Below are 20397 nucleotides of genomic sequence, written 5' to 3' on the forward strand. Positions count from 1 at the left end.
GGTAAAATAAAATACATATAATTGTATAAATAATTATTTAAGGAAGGTAATCATGAAAAAAAGACATGAAGTTAATATTAATGAAACTTGGGCTATAGAAGAACTTTTTGAAAGTGATGAAGTTTTTTTAACAAGCCTTAATGACCTTAAAAATCTATCTGATGATTTTGCAAATAAATACAAATCTTTGGACTCATCAGAGGAAATTTTTGAAGCTTTAGAAGCTTATAGCGAAATTGCCGCATTAACTGATAGATTGGGGACTTTTGCAAGTATCACAACAGAAGTTGACACATCTGATGATAAGGTTATGAAAAGATTTGCTAATTTTGTAAACGAAATGAGTAAGATCGATGCAAATCTAAGTTTTTTTGAATCTATGCTTTCTAAGGCTGATAAAAATTTATTAGAAGAGGCCAAGAAAAACCATCCAGAATATAAATATTACTTAGAAAGAGTGATTGAAAACTCAAAATATTTGTTATCTGATGAAACAGAAAAAGTTTTGGCAAATCTTGTGCCAACCTTTGATGCACCATACAAATCTTATGCAGACATCCGTTATGGAGATATGGCCTTTGAAGATTTTACCTATGAAGGCGAAGAAATAATCTTAAATCACAACACCTTTGAAGAATTTTTAGAAGCAGATCCTAGGGATGATTTGCGCCGTGATGCCTTTAAAAGATACCACGATGTTTTAAGAAAATACCAAAATTCAGATGCATCTGTTTATCTAACCCATGTTGAAAATGAAAAACGTCTTTCAGACATTAGAGGCTATGATTCAGTTTTTGATTATTTATTGTCACGCCAAGATGTAGATAAAGAAATTTATGACAACCACATCGATACAATAATGGCAGAACTTGCTCCTCATATGAGAAAGTATGCAAAAATTATTCAAAAAATCTATGGCTTAGATGAAATGACCTATGCTGATTTAAAACTATCTATAGATCCAGATTACGAACCAGAAGTATCTATTGACCAAGCTCGTGCCTATATAGTTGAAGGACTTTCAAATCTTGGTGAAGAATATGTAGAAGTTTTAAACCGTGCTTTTGATCAAAGATGGATTGACTATGCTCAAAATATTGGTAAAAGAACAGGTGCTTTTGCAGCAGGACCTTATGGATCACATCCATTTATCATGACAACTTATAATAACAAAATGAGCCAAGTAATGACTCTTGCCCATGAACTAGGCCATGCAGGACAATTTTATTATTCAAATAACAATCAAAATGCTTTAAACAACGATATGTCCATGTATTTTGTAGAGGCACCATCAACCGCAAATGAAATTACCATGGAAAGATTTTTACTAAATAAGGCAAAAGATGACCGCGAAAAACTTTGGGTTTTATCAACAATGATTTCAAAAACCTACTACCACAACTTTGTAACCCACTTTATAGAAGCAGCATTCCAAAGAGAAGTTTATAGAAAAGTGGAAGCTAACGAAAACCTAAATACAGATGATTTGAACAAATTATTTACAGAAACTTTAGAAGAATTTTGGGCAGACTCTGTAAAACTTGTTGATGGGGCAGAGCTAACATGGATGCGTCAACCACACTACTACATGGGACTTTATCCTTACACATATTCAGCTGGGCTTACAGTAGGAACAATCATTTCTGACAAAATTGTAAATGGAGATGAAAAAGACCGTGAAAATTGGATTGAAGTTTTAAAACTAGGTGGGTCAATGGGACCAATTGAACTTGCAAATGCAGCGGGTGTTGATATGACAAATACAAAGGCTATCTCACAAACAGTTGCATTTATAGGTTCATTAATCGATCAAATAGATGAATTAGCAGATAAATTAGGAATGTACAAATAATGTATGAAAAGAAAGCTCAAGAACTTTTTGATTATACAGTAGATATCCGCAGGAAAATCCACGAAAACCCCGAACTTTCGGGCCAGGAAGAAAAAACTGTAGAACTTGTAAAAAAAGAATTAAAAGAAATTGGTATAGACTTTGTAGACGTAAATAAGGGCGGAGTCTTAGGATTTATAGAAGGAAATCAAAAAAGTGATAATCCTAAAACCATAATCCTAAGAGCTGACCTTGATGCACTTCCCTTTGAAGAAACAGAAAAAAACCTAAAAAATAACCGACTAGTAAAAAGTAAAAATCCAGGAGCCATGCATGCTTGTGGCCATGATGGACATACAGCCATTCTCTTAACTGCAGCTAAAATTTTAAATGAAAATAAGGATGATTTTGCTGGTAGAATTATTTTATGCTTTGAACGTGGTGAAGAATTTGGTTTGAATTATAAATATTTAATGGCATATTTGGGTAAGAATGAAGTGGATATTGATTCTAGTTTTGCCATCCACGTTTCCCCAGAATATGAATCTGGTGTTATGGCCATTAAATCTGGCGGGATTAATGCTGGAGCAATGATGTTTGATGTTACAATAAAAGGAGAAAGTGGTCATGGATCTCGTCCTTATATGGCAAATAATCCCTTGGATTGCTTTGTAGATATTTATAACGAATTAAAATCCTTACGCATGAACAAATTTTCCCCATTTGAGCCAATGACTTATTCAATAGGCGCGGTTGAAATGGGCAATCAATTTAACCAAATCCCTGATAAATTAAGGTTTAAGGGTAGTGTTAGATTTTTTGACCGTAAAGAAGTAGGTTATAGATTTTACAGAGAATTTCAATCCCTTATTATAAATAAGGTTAAATCTCACAATTGTAGGGTGGTTTTTAATGAATACACCAGACCACATTTTCCAATTATTAATGATGAAAAATTGGCAAATCTTGCTAAAAATGTAATGGCAGATGAGCTGGGTGAAGATTATATAGCAAATGCAAATCCATCTATGGGTTCAGATTCCTTTGCCATTTATACGGCCCAATGGCCAGGACTTTACCTGATGCTTGGTATAAAAAACGAAGAATTTGGATCAGGAGCAGCCCTTCACAGCAGCAAATTTGATTTAGATGAAAACGCCCTAAAAAACGGGGTAGCGGCTACAGTAAGGTATGTGGTAGAATATCTAAATAGTGATATAAAACTAGAATATGGTCCTTATAAGAATAATATTAAAGGCTTATTTATAGAAGAAAATAGGTCACAAGAAGAAATTGAGGAGATTTATGACGACATCGCGTAAACGCACTTATGACCACAAATCAATAATTTATGCCATCATGGGTGGTGTAATGGTTGGTTTTGGTGGAACAGTTTTATTATCTGTAGATAACCCTTACTTAGGAGCGTTTTTATTTGCTGGAGCTCTTTTTATAATTTTAAGTTTAAAATATAGTTTATTTACAGGAATGGTAGGATACCTTTTCTACTATGATAAAAAAGAGTACACTAAAAAATTATTTATAGCTCTAATAGGAAATTTGATAGGAACCTTTGCAATAGCTATGCTCATTCGCCAGACAAGGTTTGGCCCGGCCTTAATAGCCCAGGCCCAGCTAAAAACCGGGGTAAAGTTAAACGATAGCCCCCAATCATTATTTATACTGGCATTTTTCTGTAATATGTTTGTTACAAACGCAGTTCACCAATTTAAATACAACCGCTACCAGGTAGGAAAATACTTAGCGATATTTATTTCAATCATGACCTTTGTACTATCAGGATTTGAACATAGTATTGCAGATAGCTTTTTCTTCTTTTTAGCAGGAGAATTTAACCTACTAGCCCTAAGAAATTTCTTTTTAATCCTATTAGCAAATATCCTAGGTGGCCTAGTCATACCGACCCTATCACTTATGTATGATGAACCATTTAGCCTTGCTGGTTAGAAACAATTATTGAATAAAAATGCAAATAAAACTCATAGGTTAGAAATTAATCCTATGAGTTTTTTGTTTTTTATAATATTTTATAAACATCATATATAGTATGAAATCGCAGCTTGGTATGTGGATGAAAATCTATAAAGTATAGAGAAGAAAATTTATTTTAAGAAAATTGATTGACAAAGTTGATTTTTGGAGTATATCGTGTTATACTTTAATAAGTCAAGTATGGAAGGGAGTGTTATGCACTCCCTTTCATTATCTAAAATTAGTAAAAATTTTTAAAATTTGAAAAAGTTTGACAAAAAAGGAGTTAAGATGAGTGATGTAAGAGTAAGATTTGCTCCATCTCCAACCGGTTACCTACACATCGGTGGACTTAGAACTGCATTATTTAACTATTTATATGCAAGACACACAGATGGAACAATGATTTTAAGAATAGAAGATACCGATAGAACTAGATTTGTAGAAGGTGCTTTGGAAAATTTATTAAAGGCTCTTGACTGGTCAGGTGTCGAAATTGATGAAGGTGTAATGCTAGATGAGAATGGCAAAGTAACTGAAAAAGGTGAATACGGTCCATATATCCAATCTGAAAGGGTTGAAGCTGGCATTTACAACGAATACATTGAAAAATTAATCGAAGAAGACAAGGCTTACTACTGCTTTTGCTCTCAAGAAAGAGTTGATAAAGTACGTGACCAACAAAAAGCTGACGGTCTTACACCAAAATACGATGGACTTTGCAGATCTATACCACTAGAAGAAGCAAAACAAAGAGTTGCAAATGGTGAAGAGTACACAGTAAGACTAAAACTACCAAAAAATCGTGACATCTCTTTTGAAGATAGAATTAAGGGAAAAATCACCTTTAACACTGACGATATGGATGATCAAGTTCTTATCAAACGTGATGGATATCCAACATATCACTTTGCAGTAGTTGTAGATGACAATGCAATGAAAATCACTCACGTAGTACGTGGAGACGAATGGATCTCATCAACTCCAAAACACGTTTACCTATACGAAGCCTTTGGCTGGGATGCACCAGAATATATCCACCTACCAACAGTACTAAATGAAAATCACAAAAAATATTCAAAACGTAATGGGGATGGAATGGTAGAAGACTTCATAGAAGAAGGATATACACCAGAAGGACTTATAAACTTTTTGAGCTTATTAGGATGGTCACCAGACAGTGAAGAAGAAATATTCTCAATGGAAGAATTAGCAAAACAATTTGACTTTGATAGGGTAAATAAAACTGGTGCAGTTTTTGATAAAAGAAAACTAGACTGGGTAAACGGCCACTATGTTCGTGACCTATCAGTAGAAGAATTAGCTGAAAAAATCAAACCATTTATGGAAAAATCTGGGCTAATTGATGAAAATTATTCAGATGAAGACTTAAAATTACTAGCTGAAACATGGCAATCAGCAATTGATAAATTCTCAGATGCACCAAAACTATCTAAAAATTATTTCTTAGATGAAAGTGAAATAGAATGGGAAGAAGAAGCAAGCCAAGTATTAAAAGAAGAAGATAGCAAAAAATTAGTAGATGCTTATTTAGAAAAATTAGCAGAAGTAGATGAAATTGATGGAGATTTTGCAAAATCAATTATGAAAACCCTACAAAAAGAAACAGGCATCAAGGGTAAAAACCTTTGGTTCCCAATCAGAGCAGCTATCACAGGATCAGTACACGGCCCAGACTTATCAAATGTAATGATTTTAATGGGAAAAGAAAAAATAGAAGAAAGATTAAATTACGTAAAGGAAAATTTTTAAATGAAAATTCATAACACGCTCACAAGAAAAACAGAAGAATTTGTACCAATAGAAGCAAATAAAATCAAAATGTATGTCTGTGGGCCCACTGTTTATGATTATATGCACATTGGAAATGCTAGACCTTTAGTAGTTTTTGATACCTTTAGAAGATATGTAAGATACCGTGGCTATGACATAACTTATGTAGTAAATTTTACAGATGTTGATGATAAAATTATCAAAAAATCTATTGAAGAAAATATATCTACAAAAGAAGTGACAGAAAGATATATAGCTGCATATATGGAAGATGCCAATGATTTAAACATCGATGAAGCAAACACAATTCACCCACGCGCCACAGAAGTGATGGATGATATTATCGAATTTGTAAGTGATCTTATAGAAAAAGGCGCAGCTTATGAATCAGACGGAGATGTGTACTTTAGAGTCGAAAAAGCAGATGACTATGGCAAACTTTCTGGCAAAAATGTAGAAGACTTAGTACACGGAGCAAGCAACAGATTAGATAGCAAAGAGGCTAGCAAAAAAGAAAACCCATTAGACTTTGCCCTTTGGAAAAAAACAAAGATTGATGGGGAAGTTTCTTGGGACTCTCCATGGGGTGCCGGCCGTCCAGGTTGGCATATAGAATGCTCAACTATGAATAAAAAAATACTCGGAGAAACAATCGACATTCACGCTGGTGGAGAAGACTTAGAATTTCCTCACCACGAAAACGAAATTGCCCAATCAGAAACACTAAACGAAAAAACTTTTGCAAATTATTGGATGCATAACGGCATGATCCAAGTAGACGGCACAAAAATGAGTAAGTCTCTTGGAAACTTCTTTACCCTACACGATATCAAAAAAGAATATGATCTAATGGTAATTCGTTTTTGGCTACTAACAACAAATTACCGCCAACCAATCAATTTTACTCGTCAGATCATAGAAGGTGCCAAAAATTCCTTAGATAGAATAAATAATGCTGTCTTTAGACTAGAAGATTTAATAGAAAACGCTAGTGAAAATGAATTGTTTGATGATGAACAAAATCTATTAAATGAGCTAGCTGACTTTGAAAATAGATTTATAGAAGTAATGGACAATGATTTAAATACAGCAGATGCCATTACAGTTTTATTTGAATTAGTAAAATTTGCCAATACTAAAGTTTCATCTGAAAATAGCAAGCAACTTATAAAATCAGTTTTAGATAAAATTTTAGAACTAGAAGAAGTTTTAGGTATAGAAAACCGCCAAAAAGTAAATGCAGATGTTGATGAAGCAAAAATTTTAGAACTAATCGAGCAAAGAAATGCTGCCAAAAAAGAAAAAGACTTCGCAAAAGCAGATGCTATCCGTGATCAGCTAGCTGAAATGGGAGTAGCAATCAAAGATACCCGCGAAGGTGTAAAATGGGAGCTAATCTAATGGATAAGATATATGGCAGAAAACCAGTTTTAGAAACAATTGATGCTGGTCTTACCATTCATAAGGCCTACATCATGGATCAAAAAACTCCAATTGTAGGGAAAATTGTTGAAAAGCTTAGTAAAAATAATGTGCCTATTAAATACGTAGATAAAACTTTTTTTGAAAATATAGACATGAACCACCAAGGTGTTATGATTGAGGTGGATTCCTACAAATATGCCAATCTCAATGATTTAGAAAATGCCAACAGGCTTATACTTTTAGATAAAATCGAAGACCCACACAATCTGGGAGCGATAATTCGTTCTGCAGAAAGTTTTGGATTTGACGGGGTAATCATCCCAGAGCACCGTTCAGCAAAGGTAAACCCAACAGTTTATAAAACAAGTGCCGGGGCTATAAATAATATAAAAGTAGTCATGGTGACAAATTTAAACCAAACTATGGCAAGCTTAAAAGAAAATGGTTTTTGGATATATGGACTGGCTGGTGAAGCCAAAGAAACTATTGCCGATACAAATTTATCTGGCAAAGTCGCTCTAGTTGTGGGCAATGAAGGAGACGGACTAAGCAGACTAGTACGTGAAAATTGCGATGTCTTAGTCAAAATCCCAATGATAGGCAAGGTGAATTCTCTAAATGCATCAGTTGCATCAGCTTTAAGCATGTATGAGGTTTTAAGGCAAAATGGCTTTAAATAGGAGAAATATCACCATAATTGATGGCTATAATGTAATAAACGCTTGGTCAAATTTATCTGACATTTCAAAAACCTCCCTTGAATCTGCCAGAGAAAAATTAATCGATGAGCTTGCTGAATATAAGTCAATGTCAGGTGAGGAAATCATAATTGTTTTTGATGCCTACAACCTAGATAGACCCAAGGAGACAATCTCTGAAAAGTTTGGTATGAAGATTGTTTTTACAAAAAGATACCAAACGGCAGATACCTATATAGAAAAGCAAATCCTAAAAATTTCCCAAAAACATAATCTAAAAGTTGTCACAGATGATGGGCAAATCCAAATTCTTGCCTCAAACAAGGGGGCCGCAAGAATGACATCGACAGAGCTAAAGGCAGAAATATTTAACAATAGAAGAAAAATAAATCGAAGAAAAAAACAAGACTTCAATAGAAATTTCGATTCATTTCCCTTATCCAAAGAAATGATAGAAAAAATTGACCAGATTAAAAATAATCTGGAAAAAAATTAAAATATACAAGGTAAAATAAATTCAAAATAAGGGTGACATATGGATAAAATAAATTTAAAAGATGAAAGGGTAGTCGAGAGTATACGCTCTTACTTCAACTCCCAGGATATGGGCAAGGAAGAAATTGCAAGTGTCCTAGAAGAACTATCTGATGAAGAAAAAGAAGAATTAATTGAATTCATCGATGATGAAGAAATCGAAGAAGACGAAGAATTTGAAGAAAAAGATGACATCGAAGAAATCGATGATATTGATGAAGATGAGGATGATGATGAGCCAAAAATAAAAAGAAGCGAGTCAACATCCATCACACCAATTACCAGAAGCGATATGATGAAGATGTCTGATCTTACAAATGAGGAAATCGTAGAACAATTCCAAAAAGGCAATCAAAATGCTTTGGCAGCCCTAGTAGAAAAAAACCAAGGGCTAGTAAGATCTAGGGCCTCATATTTTTATAGGTCCCACGGAAATGATTTGGACTTAGAAGACTTAGTCCAATCAGGAATGCTAGGTATGATTCGTGCAGCAGAAAAATTTGACCTAACCCTAGGCTACAAATTTACAACCTATGCTTATAAATGGATTGATAAGGCGATAAGAAAAGCCATCAACAAAGAAGGCCACACAATCAGAATACCAGCAGGAAAATATTTAAAACTTAACAAATTAAAACAAATTCTAAAGGCAAATCCAGAAGCAAGCGATGAAGAGATTTATAAAATTTTGGAAAAAGAAGGCATAGATAAAAAACAAGCAGATGATTTGTTTTTAATCAACCGCAATCAAGTAAATTCTACATCACTAAATATAAACCTAGACAGCGAAGACTCAACAGGTGATGAGCTAATGGATATGGTGGGAGATGAATCAACACCAGTTGATATTTTAATTCTAGAACGTGATATGGAAAATTTCCTAATGAAAGCCCTAGACCAGCTTACAGAACGTGAAAAACAAATAATCATCTACCGATATGGCCTAGATAACGAAAAACCAAAAACCCTAGAAGAAATAGGTTCTATCTATGACTTATCCAGAGAACGTATAAGGCAAATAGAAAACCAAGCTTTAGGAAAACTTAAAGAATATTCAGATGCTGAAAACTAGTAAGGTGCGAGAAAATCGCATCTTTTTCTTATCAAAAAACTATGGTAAATAGGCCTAGTCTTAGTATAGTAGAAAAAAGCGAGGAATTATGGAATACGAAAAACCTTTTTTATATATAGATACAAATTTTGCAAAAGATGAGGCCCTTATGACCTATATGGCCTTTCAATCTTTTGATTTTGAAATTCTTGGTATGTCTACAGCTGATGGTAATGGTGAGATGAACCCAGTACTTGCAGCAGAAAATATTGTAGGACTTTCTACTGAACAAGGACTATTTTTGCCAGTTGCTGCTGGCAAGCCTTTTAGTGATTACCATCACTTGGATAAGGAAATTTTTTCTACAACTAAGGATTATATAGAAAAAATGCCAGCCTATGAAAATATCATTGATAAGGCAGAAGATTGTGGAAGACTTGATATAATTGCAACAAGTGGACTTACAAATATTGCTAAAGCCTTGGAAGAAGCTCCAGAGATAGAAGATTTTATTTCTCATATTTTTATCTTAGGTGGAGAAACAGATGGAGAAGTTTCAGAAACTTTTATCGAAGATCCTGAATCTGTTGATAAAATATTAAATTCAAGTATAGATTTATTTTTATTGCCATTTGAGATTGCAAATGAGCCGCTTCTTTCAGATGAGATGATTGCTAAACTTTATGGTAGAGATAAAAATCTAGACATTATTTTAGATGAATTTAAAAACTATCCTTTAGAAAAAAGATTTCTAGGAGCCCCGCTGCTTTTATACCTAACCCAGGCTCCAGAAGCCTTCATCTTTGAAGAATCAGGTTTTGGTGTTATCACCAGCGACCTTGAAGGAGAAGTGGGTAGTCTTTATAGGACTAATAGCAGAAAGAAAAATTATAGGGTAACTAGGGTAAATGAAGAAGCCTTTTATGATTTTCTTCTAGGTAGCCTATGAAAATAAAAGCTCCGGGACTAAGGATAGTTAAAACTTTTATTGCAGTGACCATTGCTATGATTATATCTGCCTATAGGCCGGGAGAAGGGCTGCCTTTTTATAGTGCAATAGCTGCAATTATCTGCTTAAAATCAGATGTAGAAGGCAGTAGGGAGATAGGAATTAACAGGATAATCGGAACCATTCTTGGAGGTCTGTGTGGCTTGATTTATCTTTTGCTAGTGCCAGCATATTATTTGCCCCAGGCTGTTGAGCTGGTTTTAATTAGCTTTTTATCATCTATAATAATTTGGATTATGGCTATGGCCAATAAACCAAAGGCTATTTCAATTATGGCCATAGTTTTTCTATCAATTACAATTAATCATGGTAAAGAAGCGAATTTACCTTTTCTATTTGCCTTTAACAGGACTTTTGACACTATGGTTGGAGTCATTTCTGCAATCGTGGTCAATTGGTCTGACTTTGCCTTTAGGGAAAAATACAAGAACACCGATAATTTATAAATTTAGAAAGCTCCCAAATTTGGGAGTTTTTTTCTATATAAAAACTGAATAAAATAATTTTCACCGGGTATAAGGGTAATGAAGATTTTTGCAAGATAAAGTAAAAATCCTCATAATAGCAGCTATATAAAAGGAGAAGATTATGAAAAATATAAAAAAAATGGCAACTCTAAGTCTTGCCTTATCATTTTCATTCTTAGGGCAAGCAAGCCTAATAAATCCAGTAGATAGCTATGCAAAAGAAGAAAGCCTAGCTATTCAAAACGCAGATTTAGGGGTTGATAAGGGCAAAGGCGAGTACATCGAAGAAACTATAAACTTAAAACAAAGCCAAGATGAAATAGAATATTTCCTTAATGAGATTAGGGATATCCGTTCTAAGCTTTGGGATTCAAATATCCCTTACGTTAGTGTGAGTCCAGATGGAACTGGTGGCGAAAGCAAAAATTTAAGAGAATCAGCAGAAAAATCTGGATATACAACAATGAAGGATTATGCATTTGGGCTAAAATGGAGAACAGATTTAGAAAAAATAGCCATTCAAAGGGCTTTTGAACAAAAATATAGTGATTCATCAGATACTAGACCAGATGGATCTAATTTTAAATCAGCAACCATAAATGGCATACACTCAGATGTGGAGATTGTATCCAAAACAAATCTTCATGGCAATAAGATGAAGGCTTCAAGTCAATGGTCATTTGCTAAAGATCAAACAGGTCAAAGCCAATATGATAAATTGCTTGCAGCAAATGGGAAATTAACTCCTGAAAGTTTTGAGCTACACACCCTACTAAATCCAGGGATAAAATATATAGGGTATGCTCAAGTAGCAGATGAAGAAACCAACACCCTCTATGAAGTGGTGGAATTATCTTATGATATGAATTCAAAGATGGATTCAAGCAATGGTCAGGTTACAAATTTAGTAGGTCCTTACACTTTATCAATAGGTGATAAAAACTACAAAGAAGACAAAGATAAAACACAAAAAGATAAGCTAGAGAAATTAAAAATCTCATACCAAAAAGCCCAAGAAATATTAAAGGGTGCAGAAATACTAAAAGAATCAATGCCAAACTTTTCAAATGAAAATAGTGCAAAAATCAATCAATTAGTAGAAAAACAAAAAGAAGTTATCAAAAAGGCTGAAAATGTATTAAAAGACAATGTCCTAATTTAGAGAACTAAAAAATAATTAAAACCTCAGCCCAAATTTGGGTTGGGGTTTTTTAGTGGCGTGAAATATATATAAAATACAGTTTATTTATTCATTTCTGATATGATATACTCTTTGAAAAGGAGGATGCAATGATTGAAGTCAAAGATTTTACAAAAAGATATAAGACTGGAAAAACTGCAGTCGACAATATTAATTTTGAAGTGATGGATGGGGAAATATTTGGTTTTCTAGGACCAAATGGAGCAGGCAAATCATCTACCATCAAGGCCATAGTAGGCATAAATACTCCAACAAGTGGTGAAATTACTATAAATGGCATAGATATAAAAGATGACCAAATTGCCTACAAAAAACAGTTTTCCTATGTACCCGATAACCCTGAACTTTTTGAATCTTATTCTGGATATGAATACATAAATTTTTTGGCAGACATATATGGAATAGATGAAGCTACTCGCAAGCAAAGACTTGATTATTATTTGGATTTTTTTGATATAAAGGATGCAATGGCAGATCAAATTGAAACCTATTCCCACGGTATGGCCCAAAGGCTTGCCCTAATTGGTGCTTTGATAAATGATCCAGAAGTTTTAATTTTAGATGAGCCTATGGTAGGTCTAGATGCAAAATCTGCCTACAATCTAAAACAAATTTTAAGGCAACGAGTGGAAAATGGCAAGTCAGTATTTTTCTCAACCCACGTTATGAGTGTTGCCCAAGAGCTTTGCGATAGGATTGCAATTATAAATAGGGGCAAGATTATTGCCATGGGTACTTTTGATGAGATAAAATCTCAAGCAAATCATAAGGAAAATCTAGAAGCAGTATTCTTGGAGCTTACTGATGAATAATATCAAAACTATTGCAAAATACTCTCTTTGGGAAGCATTTTTCCCATATATGAAAAGAAAAAAAGCAGCAAACTTGCCAGAAAATTATTTTTTAAGAGTTATTTACTTCATATTTACTTACTTATTTTTATCCTATATGGTTTATATGATTATGAATATGGTGGGGATGATTTTTCTTGGAAGGGAAAATGGAGAGGTGCATTACTTTACCTATTTTGGCATAACCATGAGCCTTATGATAGTGATATTTTACATACCAACTATAATATCCAACTTTTTTTCAGATAAAAAAACAGAAGTTTATAAGACCTTGCCCATTAGTCAGGGTGAACTTTTTGTTGGAAAAATCATCGGCAATGTAATTTCTTATGTAGATTTTATATTGTTTTTTATCATAAGCCTTATAGTTTACACAAATCATAAGGGTTTTGACATAAGTGTATTGGTATTTGGATTAATAAATTTTGTAAGCCTAATTTTGATAATTTATTCCTTACTTACATTTGTAATACTTTTGCTAATGCGTTTTACAAGTATAAACAGGCACAAAAAATTAATTAAAACCCTTGGATATATCCTTCTTTTTTCTGTAATTGGCTTAGCCTATGCCCTGCCACTGATTAGGGGAGAAAATCAAATTGTCCAAGATCCGGGACAGATTAATAAGATTTTTGAAAACTTTTTGGGACTTAAGGACATATTTTTTAATGCCAAATTTTTTGGGCTTGCTGTAGGTGGTGATTTGAAAAACAAAGTGATTTTTACCTTGGTCTTACTTGCTATTTCAGCTTTGATTTTATATTTATCCTACAAGTTTGCTGATAAAAATTATTATAAGAGCTTAGAAGAGAAAACCACCCAAAAAACTGATAAAAAACAAGCTAAGAAAAACATAAGTTTTAAGCAAAAATCCCAAGTTTGGGCTATATTTAAAAGGGATATAAGTAATCTATTTTCAAATATAGTTTTTCTAGCTGGTGGTATACCAATGCTAATTATCTTTGGATTTATGGGAGCTAGGATGGGCAAACAATTTAGTGATGAAATGGGTAGTATGGCTTTTTTTGATCCTGAAATTAGATTTTGGGTTTTAGTGATTGGATTTTTATTGAGCCTACTAATTTGGTGCAATTCAAATATCACATCAACCGCCCTTTCCCGTGAACATACAAGTTTTTACCTCTTCCAAACTCTGCCAATTGACCCTAAAAAACATTATTTAGCAAGATTACTTGCAGGCTTTTTTGCCTTTAGTATTTTTAATATTTTGCTGAGCTTAATATTTCTATATTTTGTTAGATTTGGAATTTCAAATGCCATCCTGTTTTTCCTAGGACTTAGCCTAGGATCGGTTTTAGCAAGTGCCTTTGGACTGAGTCTTGGTAGCAAAAAAATTATTACAAATTGGAATAAACCTGAAGAGCTTAGCAAGGGCGGAGTGATAAATATACTTTATTATTTTCTAAGCCTAATTATTGTGGCTCTTTTGGTAGGTCTGGGGGTATTTTTGACCCAAATATTTGCAAAAAATATATTCATAGCCTATGCAATTATGATTGTAATAATGCTTGCTATGACAATATTTGTAAACTCTAGGGCCCTTAATGCTTACAAAAAAGGATTTTATGACATAAATGATTAAAAATTTTAGATTTTCATATAAATCTTGTTAAAGATATGGTGTATAATATATATACGATATATAATTAGGAGTTATTATGAAAAATTTTAAAAAACTAGCCTTATCCCTAGCCTTTTCTTTTGCAATTTTAGGTGCAAATCCTGTATTTGCAGCAAGTAGAGTAGATTTGGGTGTTAATACAGGAAATGTAGCCTTTAGCGAAGGAACATTTAATCTTAGCCAAGATGAAGCAAACAAAAATCAAGTTTTATCTGAAATACGTGCCATAAGATCTAGATTATGGGATGAGAATATTTTCTATACCCTTGAAGAATCAAATGCAAGTGGAGAGCGCCTACAAGATGTAGCAAAAGCAAATGGATATAAAGACAAAAATGCTTATGTAAATGGGATTTCTTGGTCAAATGACTTGGAAAAAATCGCCATCCAAAGAGCTTATGAGCAAACTTTAACAGGACTTTCTCACAAAAGACCAGATGGAAGTAGTCAAAAAACTACAATAACAAAAAATGGAATCTATCCTGGTGCAGAAATTTTAGCATCAAGCACAGATCCAGAAAATCCAACTAAGGCCTTTGCCCAATGGTCATTTGAACCATCAAAAAGAAAATATAATAAATCAGAATACCAATTATTAAAAGAAGCAAAGGGCGTATCAAATGCTGAAAATGGCCACTTGCACATAATTCTTGACCCAGAATTAAAACACATTGGTTTTTCTGCATTAAATACAAATGACAAATGGAATTATGGGGTAGGAATTTTTGATTTTGAGATTGCAAATAATAACGAATCTTCAGTAAACCTAAGTGGTAACTACAATCTTTACTCAGGAGATATAAAAAATGCTCCAAAAACAGAAGAAAAAACTGAAAACCCAGTAAAATCAAATGAAATTTCACCGGCAACTTTAGAAAAATTAAGGGAATCAGTAAAAAAAGCAAATCAAACTATAGCTGGAGCAGAAGTTTTGATGAGAACTATGCCAAAATTTGCCAAAGAACACGGTCAAACAATTAATTCCTTAATTGCAAATGCTCAAAGCATTATTGCTAAAGCTGAGAAAATACTTGCAAATTATTAAAAGTAAAGGCAGAATTTATTCTGCCTTTATTAATATATGGATTTTTATCCCCAAAGGGGCAAATATTTATTAACTATAACAAATTAAAGGAGTATTTATGAAATTTAAAAAATTATTAGTATCAACATTATCAGTATCAATTTTATTTTCTGGACTTGCTAGCCCAGCTTTTGCAAACAGTATCAATACAAATTCAGGTTTTTACAGGTCAAGAAGAACAAGAAATGCATACATAAATTTAACTGCTGGCCAAAGACAAGAACTTGATGCCATGAATACAAATAACAACAGCCAGCTAACTATAAAAGAAGTAAAAAATTATGGTAAATACAGATTGCCAATCGTAAAAGGCCAAAGCTACCTTTACCCATTTATGGATGATAGAAATAATAATGGCATGGTTGGTGAAAATGATAAAGATGCCATTAGTTCATCAAATACTGGTACAGTAGAAAATGTTGCCGCAATTGATGAGGAAATTACAAATAATGATGATCAAATAAATGAATTAGTAGATGAAATGATTGAAGAAAACGAACTTGATGATTCAAATGAGCTAGAAAAAAATCCATCAGAAGAAAATACAGAAAGCCCAATAATCGATATAGGATTATCGGAAGAAAGCCTAGATAGACTAGAAGAATCAGTAAAAAATGCAAAACAAACCATAGCAGGTGCTGAAATTTTAATACAAACTATGCCAAAATTTGCCAAAGAACACGGGGATGTTATAAACAAATTAATCCAAGAACAAATTAATAGGGTTGAACGAGGAGAAGCTATTTTAAGAGCAAATGGCAGATAAAAAGCGGGATTATTCCCGCTTTTTTTTTACTCATTTTTTAGATACTCATCTATTTCTAGAGCATCTTCTGCATTCATCAAAACAGTTATTTTATCACCTAGTAAGATTTCATCATCAGCATTTGGCACAAATTCCTTGCCATCTCTTTCTATGGATATGATTAAAATATGTTTTGGAAATTTTATCTCCCTTAGTTTTTTACCGATCACATCTAGGCCATCAACTATGCTATATTCCAAAATAGAATAATTTCCCAAATCTCTTTCGTTAGGTACTAAAAGATTTTTATCTATTAATTGTCTTTCAAAAAGTGTTTCATAAATTGGTTCTACTTTTAAAACCTCTGCTACAAAATATGAAACCAATACTACTATGGATAGGGCTATTAAGTGCTCAAAGGTTGAAGTCATTTCTGAGACTAAAATTACAGACAGGATAGGACTTCTCACTACTGAAGCAAGGATACCACCCATGCCCAAAATTACAAAATTTATAAAATATGTATCTAAAATTATAAATTTTTCTAGGACTGCAAATACCAAAGCCCCACAACAACCACCAATTACTAGAACTGGCAGGAAAATCCCGCCTTGGACACCAGATCCATAGCAAAATGTTGTATAGAATAATTTTGCAATAAGTATGGCCAATAGGTATTTTACAGCAAATCTATTTACAGCCATTTCTTCTAGTAGACCGTGTCCGCCGCCTGTCACATCAAAAAATGAAAATCCAATTATAATTGTAACTCCCATTAATAGTCCATATTTTAGAAAGTTGGAATCTATTTTTCTAAACAAATTTTGGGACTTAACAATCATAACATTATAAAAACAACCTATAAGTCCGGTCAAAATCCCAATTAAAATTACAATCCATACCAAATTCATTGGCAAGGATTTTGTAACTGCAAATGAGAATGAAGTTTCAGCTCCCATAAGGACAAAGGAAATGTAATTTGCAATAATTGATGCTATAAAGGCTGGCAAGAGCACGTATTTTGAATATGTTTTGTGAAGCTCTTCTATGGCAAATATACAACCAGCCACTGGGGCATTAAATGCTGCAGCAAGTCCAGCTGCCGCACCAGCTGTAATCATATATTTTATTTCATCTGGAGGTCTTTTTAATATTTTGCCAGAAAACTTACCAATGGCACCACCCATTTGTATGGATGGACCCTCGCGGCCCAGTGAAAATCCCATTAGATTTCCAAGCCCACCTCCCAAAATTTTTGAAATGATGGTTGGCCACTCTTGCATCTTAAATTTCCCAAGGCTTTCTCCTCTTATTTGCGGAATCCCACTTCCCCCAGAAAGGGGAGCCCATTTTAATAATTTGCTTATAATAAAAGAAATTATCACAGCTAAGATTATTAAAATAAAGACAGATTTAAAATCAAAGTTGCTATATAAAAATTTTCTGGAAAGGTCCATTTTTGAAATTAAGAACCTATAAAAAACAGACAAAAGTCCAGCAAGGGTGCCGACTATTATGGAGTCGGCTAGCATTCTAAATATTAATTTTTGCTTATTATTAAAATCATTTTTCATCTTAGATCATTTATTCTTTTGCTATAAGTGGGATTAGTTTTTTGGGAATATACGATAGTTTATCCCATTTACCATTTCTACATCATAGGGACTGTCTGAAAAATATCCCCTTAAAAATTCATATCTATAATCATGGTAGGATGAATTTTCACTTTTTAGATTAATATCTTCTTTGTTAGAGATTTCAAAACTTTCGTGGTGGTCATGGTCGTGACCACCTTCGCAAACATTGTCCCTTGCATCTTCTGGATTTATGTCTTGATTTTCATATTTGCTATGAAGATTTTGGTTTGTAATCAAATACAGACTGCCTGCATCATCTATTTGAGCAGAAAGCCCATTGTCACAAGGCATACCATCTAGTAGTAGCATATTTAAATCAGTAAACACACCATTAAAATCAGAAAAATCTTTGCCTTCAGCATTTATTTTTCCAAATTCATACAATTTTTCTTTTGTATTTGTACTATGGCTAAGGGCGTAGTTTAACCTTTTTTCCACAACATCTATTTTTGAATCAAGCCAACCATGTATATTTTCCTGATCAATTAAATTTTCTAGGGGTTCAGTGGAAACTGGCTCATTTATTTTATCAACTTCACTTGTATCCCCATCTAATAAGTAGCTTGTTATTTTATCTTGAAATTTGATTTTGTCATACATCATAAAATGTATTGGACCTAAATTTTTACTCATAATATCACCTCCCTTATATTTTACTGTTTATGGATGTGATATACTATTAAGAGATTAAGGAGGCTATATGAAAAATTTAACAACTAAAAAACTTACATATGTTGGGCTTTTCACAGCCCTGGCATTTTTGTCAAATTATTTACAGATTCCTTTAGTAACTCCCTTGGGCAATACTCGTTTTCATTTAGGAAATGTATTTTGCTTGCTATCAGGAATTATCTTAGGACCACTTTATGGGGGCCTTGCTGGGGGTCTTGGTGCAGCACTTTTTGATCTTTTTGATCCAGTTTATTTTACATCTGCACCATCTACTTTTATCAACAAATTTATAATGGCAGCTATCGCTGGATATATTTTCCACAAAAAGTCTGGGGAAAATAGCAAGCTAAGAATAGCAATTGCAGCTGCTTGCGGCCAATTAGCCTACATTTTGCTTTACTTATCCAAAACCTATATAGAAAATTATTTTATTCTAGGTCTGACAAGAGAAGCGACAATGGTTGAGATTGTCCAAAAAGCTGGAGTTTCCCTTACAAACGGCGTTATTTCTATAATTTTTGCAACCATCCTTGCCATTCCTCTTTTAAAAGCGGTCAAATTTGAATAGTTAGCCTATTATTGGGTATCTATTTTTCTAAGAGGTGACTTTATGGATTATAAGAGATTTGATAAAAAAATAGTACTTAGATTAAAAAAAGGTGATAAGATTATAGAATCCCTTGAAAAACTAGCAAATGAAGAAAATATTACAGGTGCCCATTTTCAAGGCATAGGGGCAGTAAATGAATTAAAAATTGGAATATTGCACCCAGGAGATGATGATTATCAATGGGATACTTACAATGAAGATTTAGAAATTACTTCCCTTATTGGTAATATAACAATATTTGATCAAAAACCAATTGTACACACCCACATTACCTGTGCAGGAGAAGGCTCAAAGGTAATTGGCGGACATTTGGGAGAAGCTACTTGCTCTTTTACAGCAGAAATTTTTATAGACTTAATAGATGGTAAACTAGAAAAACAAGCTGACACAGATCTTGGAATCAATATTATAGAATTTTAGGTGGATTATGCAAACTAGAGAAAAAATATTTGGAATTACTTGCCCAGCTTGCGGCCAATCTTTTGAAAATGAAATGAACACTGCAGTTTTTTCTGCAACTGATGATAGAGAATTGATACTTCAAAACCAATTTGCCATCCAACATTGCCCAAATTGCAATCACGAATTTATTTTAAATTACAGATTTGCTTACACAGATGATGAAGTAAAATTTATGCTTGTAAATGACCCACAATTTGTGGATAAAAAAGCAAGACTTGCTTTTAAATCAAGTTTATCTTTGCTAGATAGATTTCATAAAGAAGAGCAAGAAAAATATCTAACAAGGATGACAAGTGATATAGAAGAAGTTAGAGAAAAAATTGTTATTTTTGAAAACTACCTGTCTGATAAGGCAGTAGAAATATTAAAATATATCTTACTAGAAAGTGATGAATTATTATTCAACCACGATGATGTCTTATCATTTAGACTAGTAGATGCAAATACTTTTTTAATCAAAACTACTGATGGTCAGGAGTATACTCTTGGTTTTGTAAGGGAAGTTTATGATAAAATCGTCAGCCAATATGACGGATTATTTGATGCTGATAAGGCAGAAAAGATTGATAAAAACTGGGCCTATGAGTTTTTAAAATAGGAAAAAAATTGCTAGCCTTTTAGGCTAGTTTTTTTGTGTCTAAAATTTGAAAAGTGTATTGATAATCAGTATTGCTTGACTCCAAACTAGTAAA

General features: G+C 33.2%; 20 protein-coding genes. 18 read left to right on the forward strand and 2 right to left on the reverse strand.

What is annotated here, in order from left to right:
• Nucleotides 1-52: 52 nt before the first annotated feature.
• From pepF to ACF3NF_RS04960, 15 genes are all read left to right on the forward strand, one after another.
• Nucleotides 53-1852: an oligoendopeptidase F gene (gene pepF / locus ACF3NF_RS04890; protein WP_394022427.1), complete on the forward strand. Its 1800-nt coding sequence runs from the start codon at nucleotides 53-55 to the stop codon at nucleotides 1850-1852.
• Nucleotides 1852-3153, forward strand: a complete 1302-nt coding sequence (locus ACF3NF_RS04895; protein ID WP_394022428.1) for a M20 metallopeptidase family protein — start codon at nucleotides 1852-1854, stop codon at nucleotides 3151-3153. The genes pepF and ACF3NF_RS04895 overlap by 1 nt, the downstream gene beginning before the upstream one ends.
• Complete coding sequence (locus ACF3NF_RS04900) at nucleotides 3137-3799, forward strand: formate/nitrite transporter family protein (RefSeq protein WP_394022429.1); 663 nt, start codon at nucleotides 3137-3139, stop codon at nucleotides 3797-3799. Before ACF3NF_RS04895 ends, ACF3NF_RS04900 begins: the two co-directional genes overlap by 17 nt.
• A gap of 315 nt (nucleotides 3800-4114) precedes the next feature.
• Nucleotides 4115-5596, forward strand: a complete 1482-nt coding sequence (gene gltX, locus ACF3NF_RS04905) for a glutamate--tRNA ligase (RefSeq protein WP_394022430.1) — start codon at nucleotides 4115-4117, stop codon at nucleotides 5594-5596.
• Nucleotides 5597-7018: a cysteine--tRNA ligase gene (gene cysS, locus ACF3NF_RS04910; RefSeq protein WP_394022431.1), complete on the forward strand. Its 1422-nt coding sequence runs from the start codon at nucleotides 5597-5599 to the stop codon at nucleotides 7016-7018. It begins immediately after the preceding gene.
• Entirely contained in the window at nucleotides 7018-7722 is a 705-nt protein-coding gene (gene rlmB, locus ACF3NF_RS04915) for a 23S rRNA (guanosine(2251)-2'-O)-methyltransferase RlmB (RefSeq protein ID WP_394022432.1), read from the forward strand. Before cysS ends, rlmB begins: the two co-directional genes overlap by 1 nt.
• Nucleotides 7709-8236, forward strand: a complete 528-nt coding sequence (locus tag ACF3NF_RS04920; protein WP_394022433.1) for a YacP-like NYN domain-containing protein — start codon at nucleotides 7709-7711, stop codon at nucleotides 8234-8236. Before rlmB ends, ACF3NF_RS04920 begins: the two co-directional genes overlap by 14 nt.
• Nucleotides 8237-8275: 39 nt before the next feature.
• Complete coding sequence (locus ACF3NF_RS04925) at nucleotides 8276-9346, forward strand: sigma-70 family RNA polymerase sigma factor (protein ID WP_394022434.1); 1071 nt, start codon at nucleotides 8276-8278, stop codon at nucleotides 9344-9346.
• An 88-nt stretch (nucleotides 9347-9434) separates the two neighbouring features.
• Entirely contained in the window at nucleotides 9435-10274 is an 840-nt protein-coding gene (locus tag ACF3NF_RS04930; protein ID WP_394022435.1) for a nucleoside hydrolase, read from the forward strand.
• The gene (locus tag ACF3NF_RS04935) at nucleotides 10271-10780 is read left to right on the forward strand and encodes an FUSC family protein (RefSeq protein ID WP_394022436.1); all 510 of its coding nucleotides are present in this window, start codon (nucleotides 10271-10273) and stop codon (nucleotides 10778-10780) included. The genes ACF3NF_RS04930 and ACF3NF_RS04935 overlap by 4 nt, the downstream gene beginning before the upstream one ends.
• Nucleotides 10781-10922: 142 nt before the next feature.
• Nucleotides 10923-11963, forward strand: coding sequence for a hypothetical protein (locus tag ACF3NF_RS04940; protein WP_394022437.1), 1041 nt, complete (start codon nucleotides 10923-10925; stop codon nucleotides 11961-11963).
• Nucleotides 11964-12091: 128 nt separating this feature from the next.
• On the forward strand, nucleotides 12092-12814 hold the full coding sequence (locus tag ACF3NF_RS04945; protein WP_394022438.1) for an ABC transporter ATP-binding protein: 723 nt from the start codon (nucleotides 12092-12094) through the stop codon (nucleotides 12812-12814).
• Nucleotides 12807-14456, forward strand: coding sequence for a hypothetical protein (locus ACF3NF_RS04950; RefSeq protein ID WP_394022439.1), 1650 nt, complete (start codon nucleotides 12807-12809; stop codon nucleotides 14454-14456). The genes ACF3NF_RS04945 and ACF3NF_RS04950 overlap by 8 nt, the downstream gene beginning before the upstream one ends.
• 76 nt (nucleotides 14457-14532) lie before the next feature.
• Nucleotides 14533-15540, forward strand: coding sequence for a CAP domain-containing protein (locus ACF3NF_RS04955; protein ID WP_394022440.1), 1008 nt, complete (start codon nucleotides 14533-14535; stop codon nucleotides 15538-15540).
• Nucleotides 15541-15637: 97 nt separating this feature from the next.
• Complete coding sequence (locus ACF3NF_RS04960) at nucleotides 15638-16345, forward strand: hypothetical protein (RefSeq protein ID WP_394022441.1); 708 nt, start codon at nucleotides 15638-15640, stop codon at nucleotides 16343-16345.
• 26 nt (nucleotides 16346-16371) lie between these two features.
• Here the strand turns inward: ACF3NF_RS04960 and ACF3NF_RS04965 are convergent, their stop codons facing one another.
• Nucleotides 16372-17898 (reverse strand): ClC family H(+)/Cl(-) exchange transporter, encoded by a 1527-nt coding sequence (locus tag ACF3NF_RS04965; RefSeq protein WP_394022442.1) that lies wholly within the window; start codon nucleotides 17896-17898, stop codon nucleotides 16372-16374.
• 33 nt (nucleotides 17899-17931) lie between these two features.
• Nucleotides 17932-18594 (reverse strand): hypothetical protein, encoded by a 663-nt coding sequence (locus ACF3NF_RS04970; RefSeq protein ID WP_394022443.1) that lies wholly within the window; start codon nucleotides 18592-18594, stop codon nucleotides 17932-17934.
• A 67-nt stretch (nucleotides 18595-18661) separates the two neighbouring features.
• Between ACF3NF_RS04970 and ACF3NF_RS04975 the strand changes: the two genes are divergently transcribed.
• From ACF3NF_RS04975 to ACF3NF_RS04985, 3 genes are read left to right on the forward strand one after another with little or no spacing between them, the layout of a single operon-like run.
• Nucleotides 18662-19201 (forward strand): ECF transporter S component, encoded by a 540-nt coding sequence (locus ACF3NF_RS04975; protein ID WP_394022444.1) that lies wholly within the window; start codon nucleotides 18662-18664, stop codon nucleotides 19199-19201.
• A gap of 42 nt (nucleotides 19202-19243) precedes the next feature.
• Nucleotides 19244-19663, forward strand: a complete 420-nt coding sequence (locus ACF3NF_RS04980; RefSeq protein ID WP_394022445.1) for a PPC domain-containing DNA-binding protein — start codon at nucleotides 19244-19246, stop codon at nucleotides 19661-19663.
• A 7-nt stretch (nucleotides 19664-19670) separates the two neighbouring features.
• Entirely contained in the window at nucleotides 19671-20303 is a 633-nt protein-coding gene (locus ACF3NF_RS04985) for a CpXC domain-containing protein (RefSeq protein WP_262121360.1), read from the forward strand.
• The last annotated feature ends 94 nt before the right edge of the window (nucleotides 20304-20397 follow it).

This window comes from Anaerococcus martiniensis, from assembly GCF_043187485.1.
Lineage (GTDB): Bacteria > Bacillota > Clostridia > Tissierellales > Peptoniphilaceae > Anaerococcus > Anaerococcus martiniensis.

Bases quoted from the DNA above. Each gene is read 5' to 3' on its own strand.
- pepF (WP_394022427.1), top strand. From the start codon at position 53: ATGAAAAAAAGACATGAAGTTAATATTAATGAAACTTGGGCTATAGAA.
- ACF3NF_RS04895 (WP_394022428.1), top strand. From the start codon at position 1,852: ATGTATGAAAAGAAAGCTCAAGAACTTTTTGATTATACAGTAGATATC.
- ACF3NF_RS04900 (WP_394022429.1), top strand. From the start codon at position 3,137: ATGACGACATCGCGTAAACGCACTTATGACCACAAATCAATAATTTAT.
- gltX (WP_394022430.1), top strand. From the start codon at position 4,115: ATGAGTGATGTAAGAGTAAGATTTGCTCCATCTCCAACCGGTTACCTA.
- cysS (WP_394022431.1), top strand. From the start codon at position 5,597: ATGAAAATTCATAACACGCTCACAAGAAAAACAGAAGAATTTGTACCA.
- rlmB (WP_394022432.1), top strand. From the start codon at position 7,018: ATGGATAAGATATATGGCAGAAAACCAGTTTTAGAAACAATTGATGCT.
- ACF3NF_RS04920 (WP_394022433.1), top strand. From the start codon at position 7,709: ATGGCTTTAAATAGGAGAAATATCACCATAATTGATGGCTATAATGTA.
- ACF3NF_RS04925 (WP_394022434.1), top strand. From the start codon at position 8,276: ATGGATAAAATAAATTTAAAAGATGAAAGGGTAGTCGAGAGTATACGC.
- ACF3NF_RS04930 (WP_394022435.1), top strand. From the start codon at position 9,435: ATGGAATACGAAAAACCTTTTTTATATATAGATACAAATTTTGCAAAA.
- ACF3NF_RS04935 (WP_394022436.1), top strand. From the start codon at position 10,271: ATGAAAATAAAAGCTCCGGGACTAAGGATAGTTAAAACTTTTATTGCA.
- ACF3NF_RS04940 (WP_394022437.1), top strand. From the start codon at position 10,923: ATGAAAAATATAAAAAAAATGGCAACTCTAAGTCTTGCCTTATCATTT.
- ACF3NF_RS04945 (WP_394022438.1), top strand. From the start codon at position 12,092: ATGATTGAAGTCAAAGATTTTACAAAAAGATATAAGACTGGAAAAACT.
- ACF3NF_RS04950 (WP_394022439.1), top strand. From the start codon at position 12,807: ATGAATAATATCAAAACTATTGCAAAATACTCTCTTTGGGAAGCATTT.
- ACF3NF_RS04955 (WP_394022440.1), top strand. From the start codon at position 14,533: ATGAAAAATTTTAAAAAACTAGCCTTATCCCTAGCCTTTTCTTTTGCA.
- ACF3NF_RS04960 (WP_394022441.1), top strand. From the start codon at position 15,638: ATGAAATTTAAAAAATTATTAGTATCAACATTATCAGTATCAATTTTA.
- ACF3NF_RS04965 (WP_394022442.1), bottom strand. From the start codon at position 17,898: ATGAAAAATGATTTTAATAATAAGCAAAAATTAATATTTAGAATGCTA.
- ACF3NF_RS04970 (WP_394022443.1), bottom strand. From the start codon at position 18,594: ATGAGTAAAAATTTAGGTCCAATACATTTTATGATGTATGACAAAATC.
- ACF3NF_RS04975 (WP_394022444.1), top strand. From the start codon at position 18,662: ATGAAAAATTTAACAACTAAAAAACTTACATATGTTGGGCTTTTCACA.
- ACF3NF_RS04980 (WP_394022445.1), top strand. From the start codon at position 19,244: ATGGATTATAAGAGATTTGATAAAAAAATAGTACTTAGATTAAAAAAA.
- ACF3NF_RS04985 (WP_262121360.1), top strand. From the start codon at position 19,671: ATGCAAACTAGAGAAAAAATATTTGGAATTACTTGCCCAGCTTGCGGC.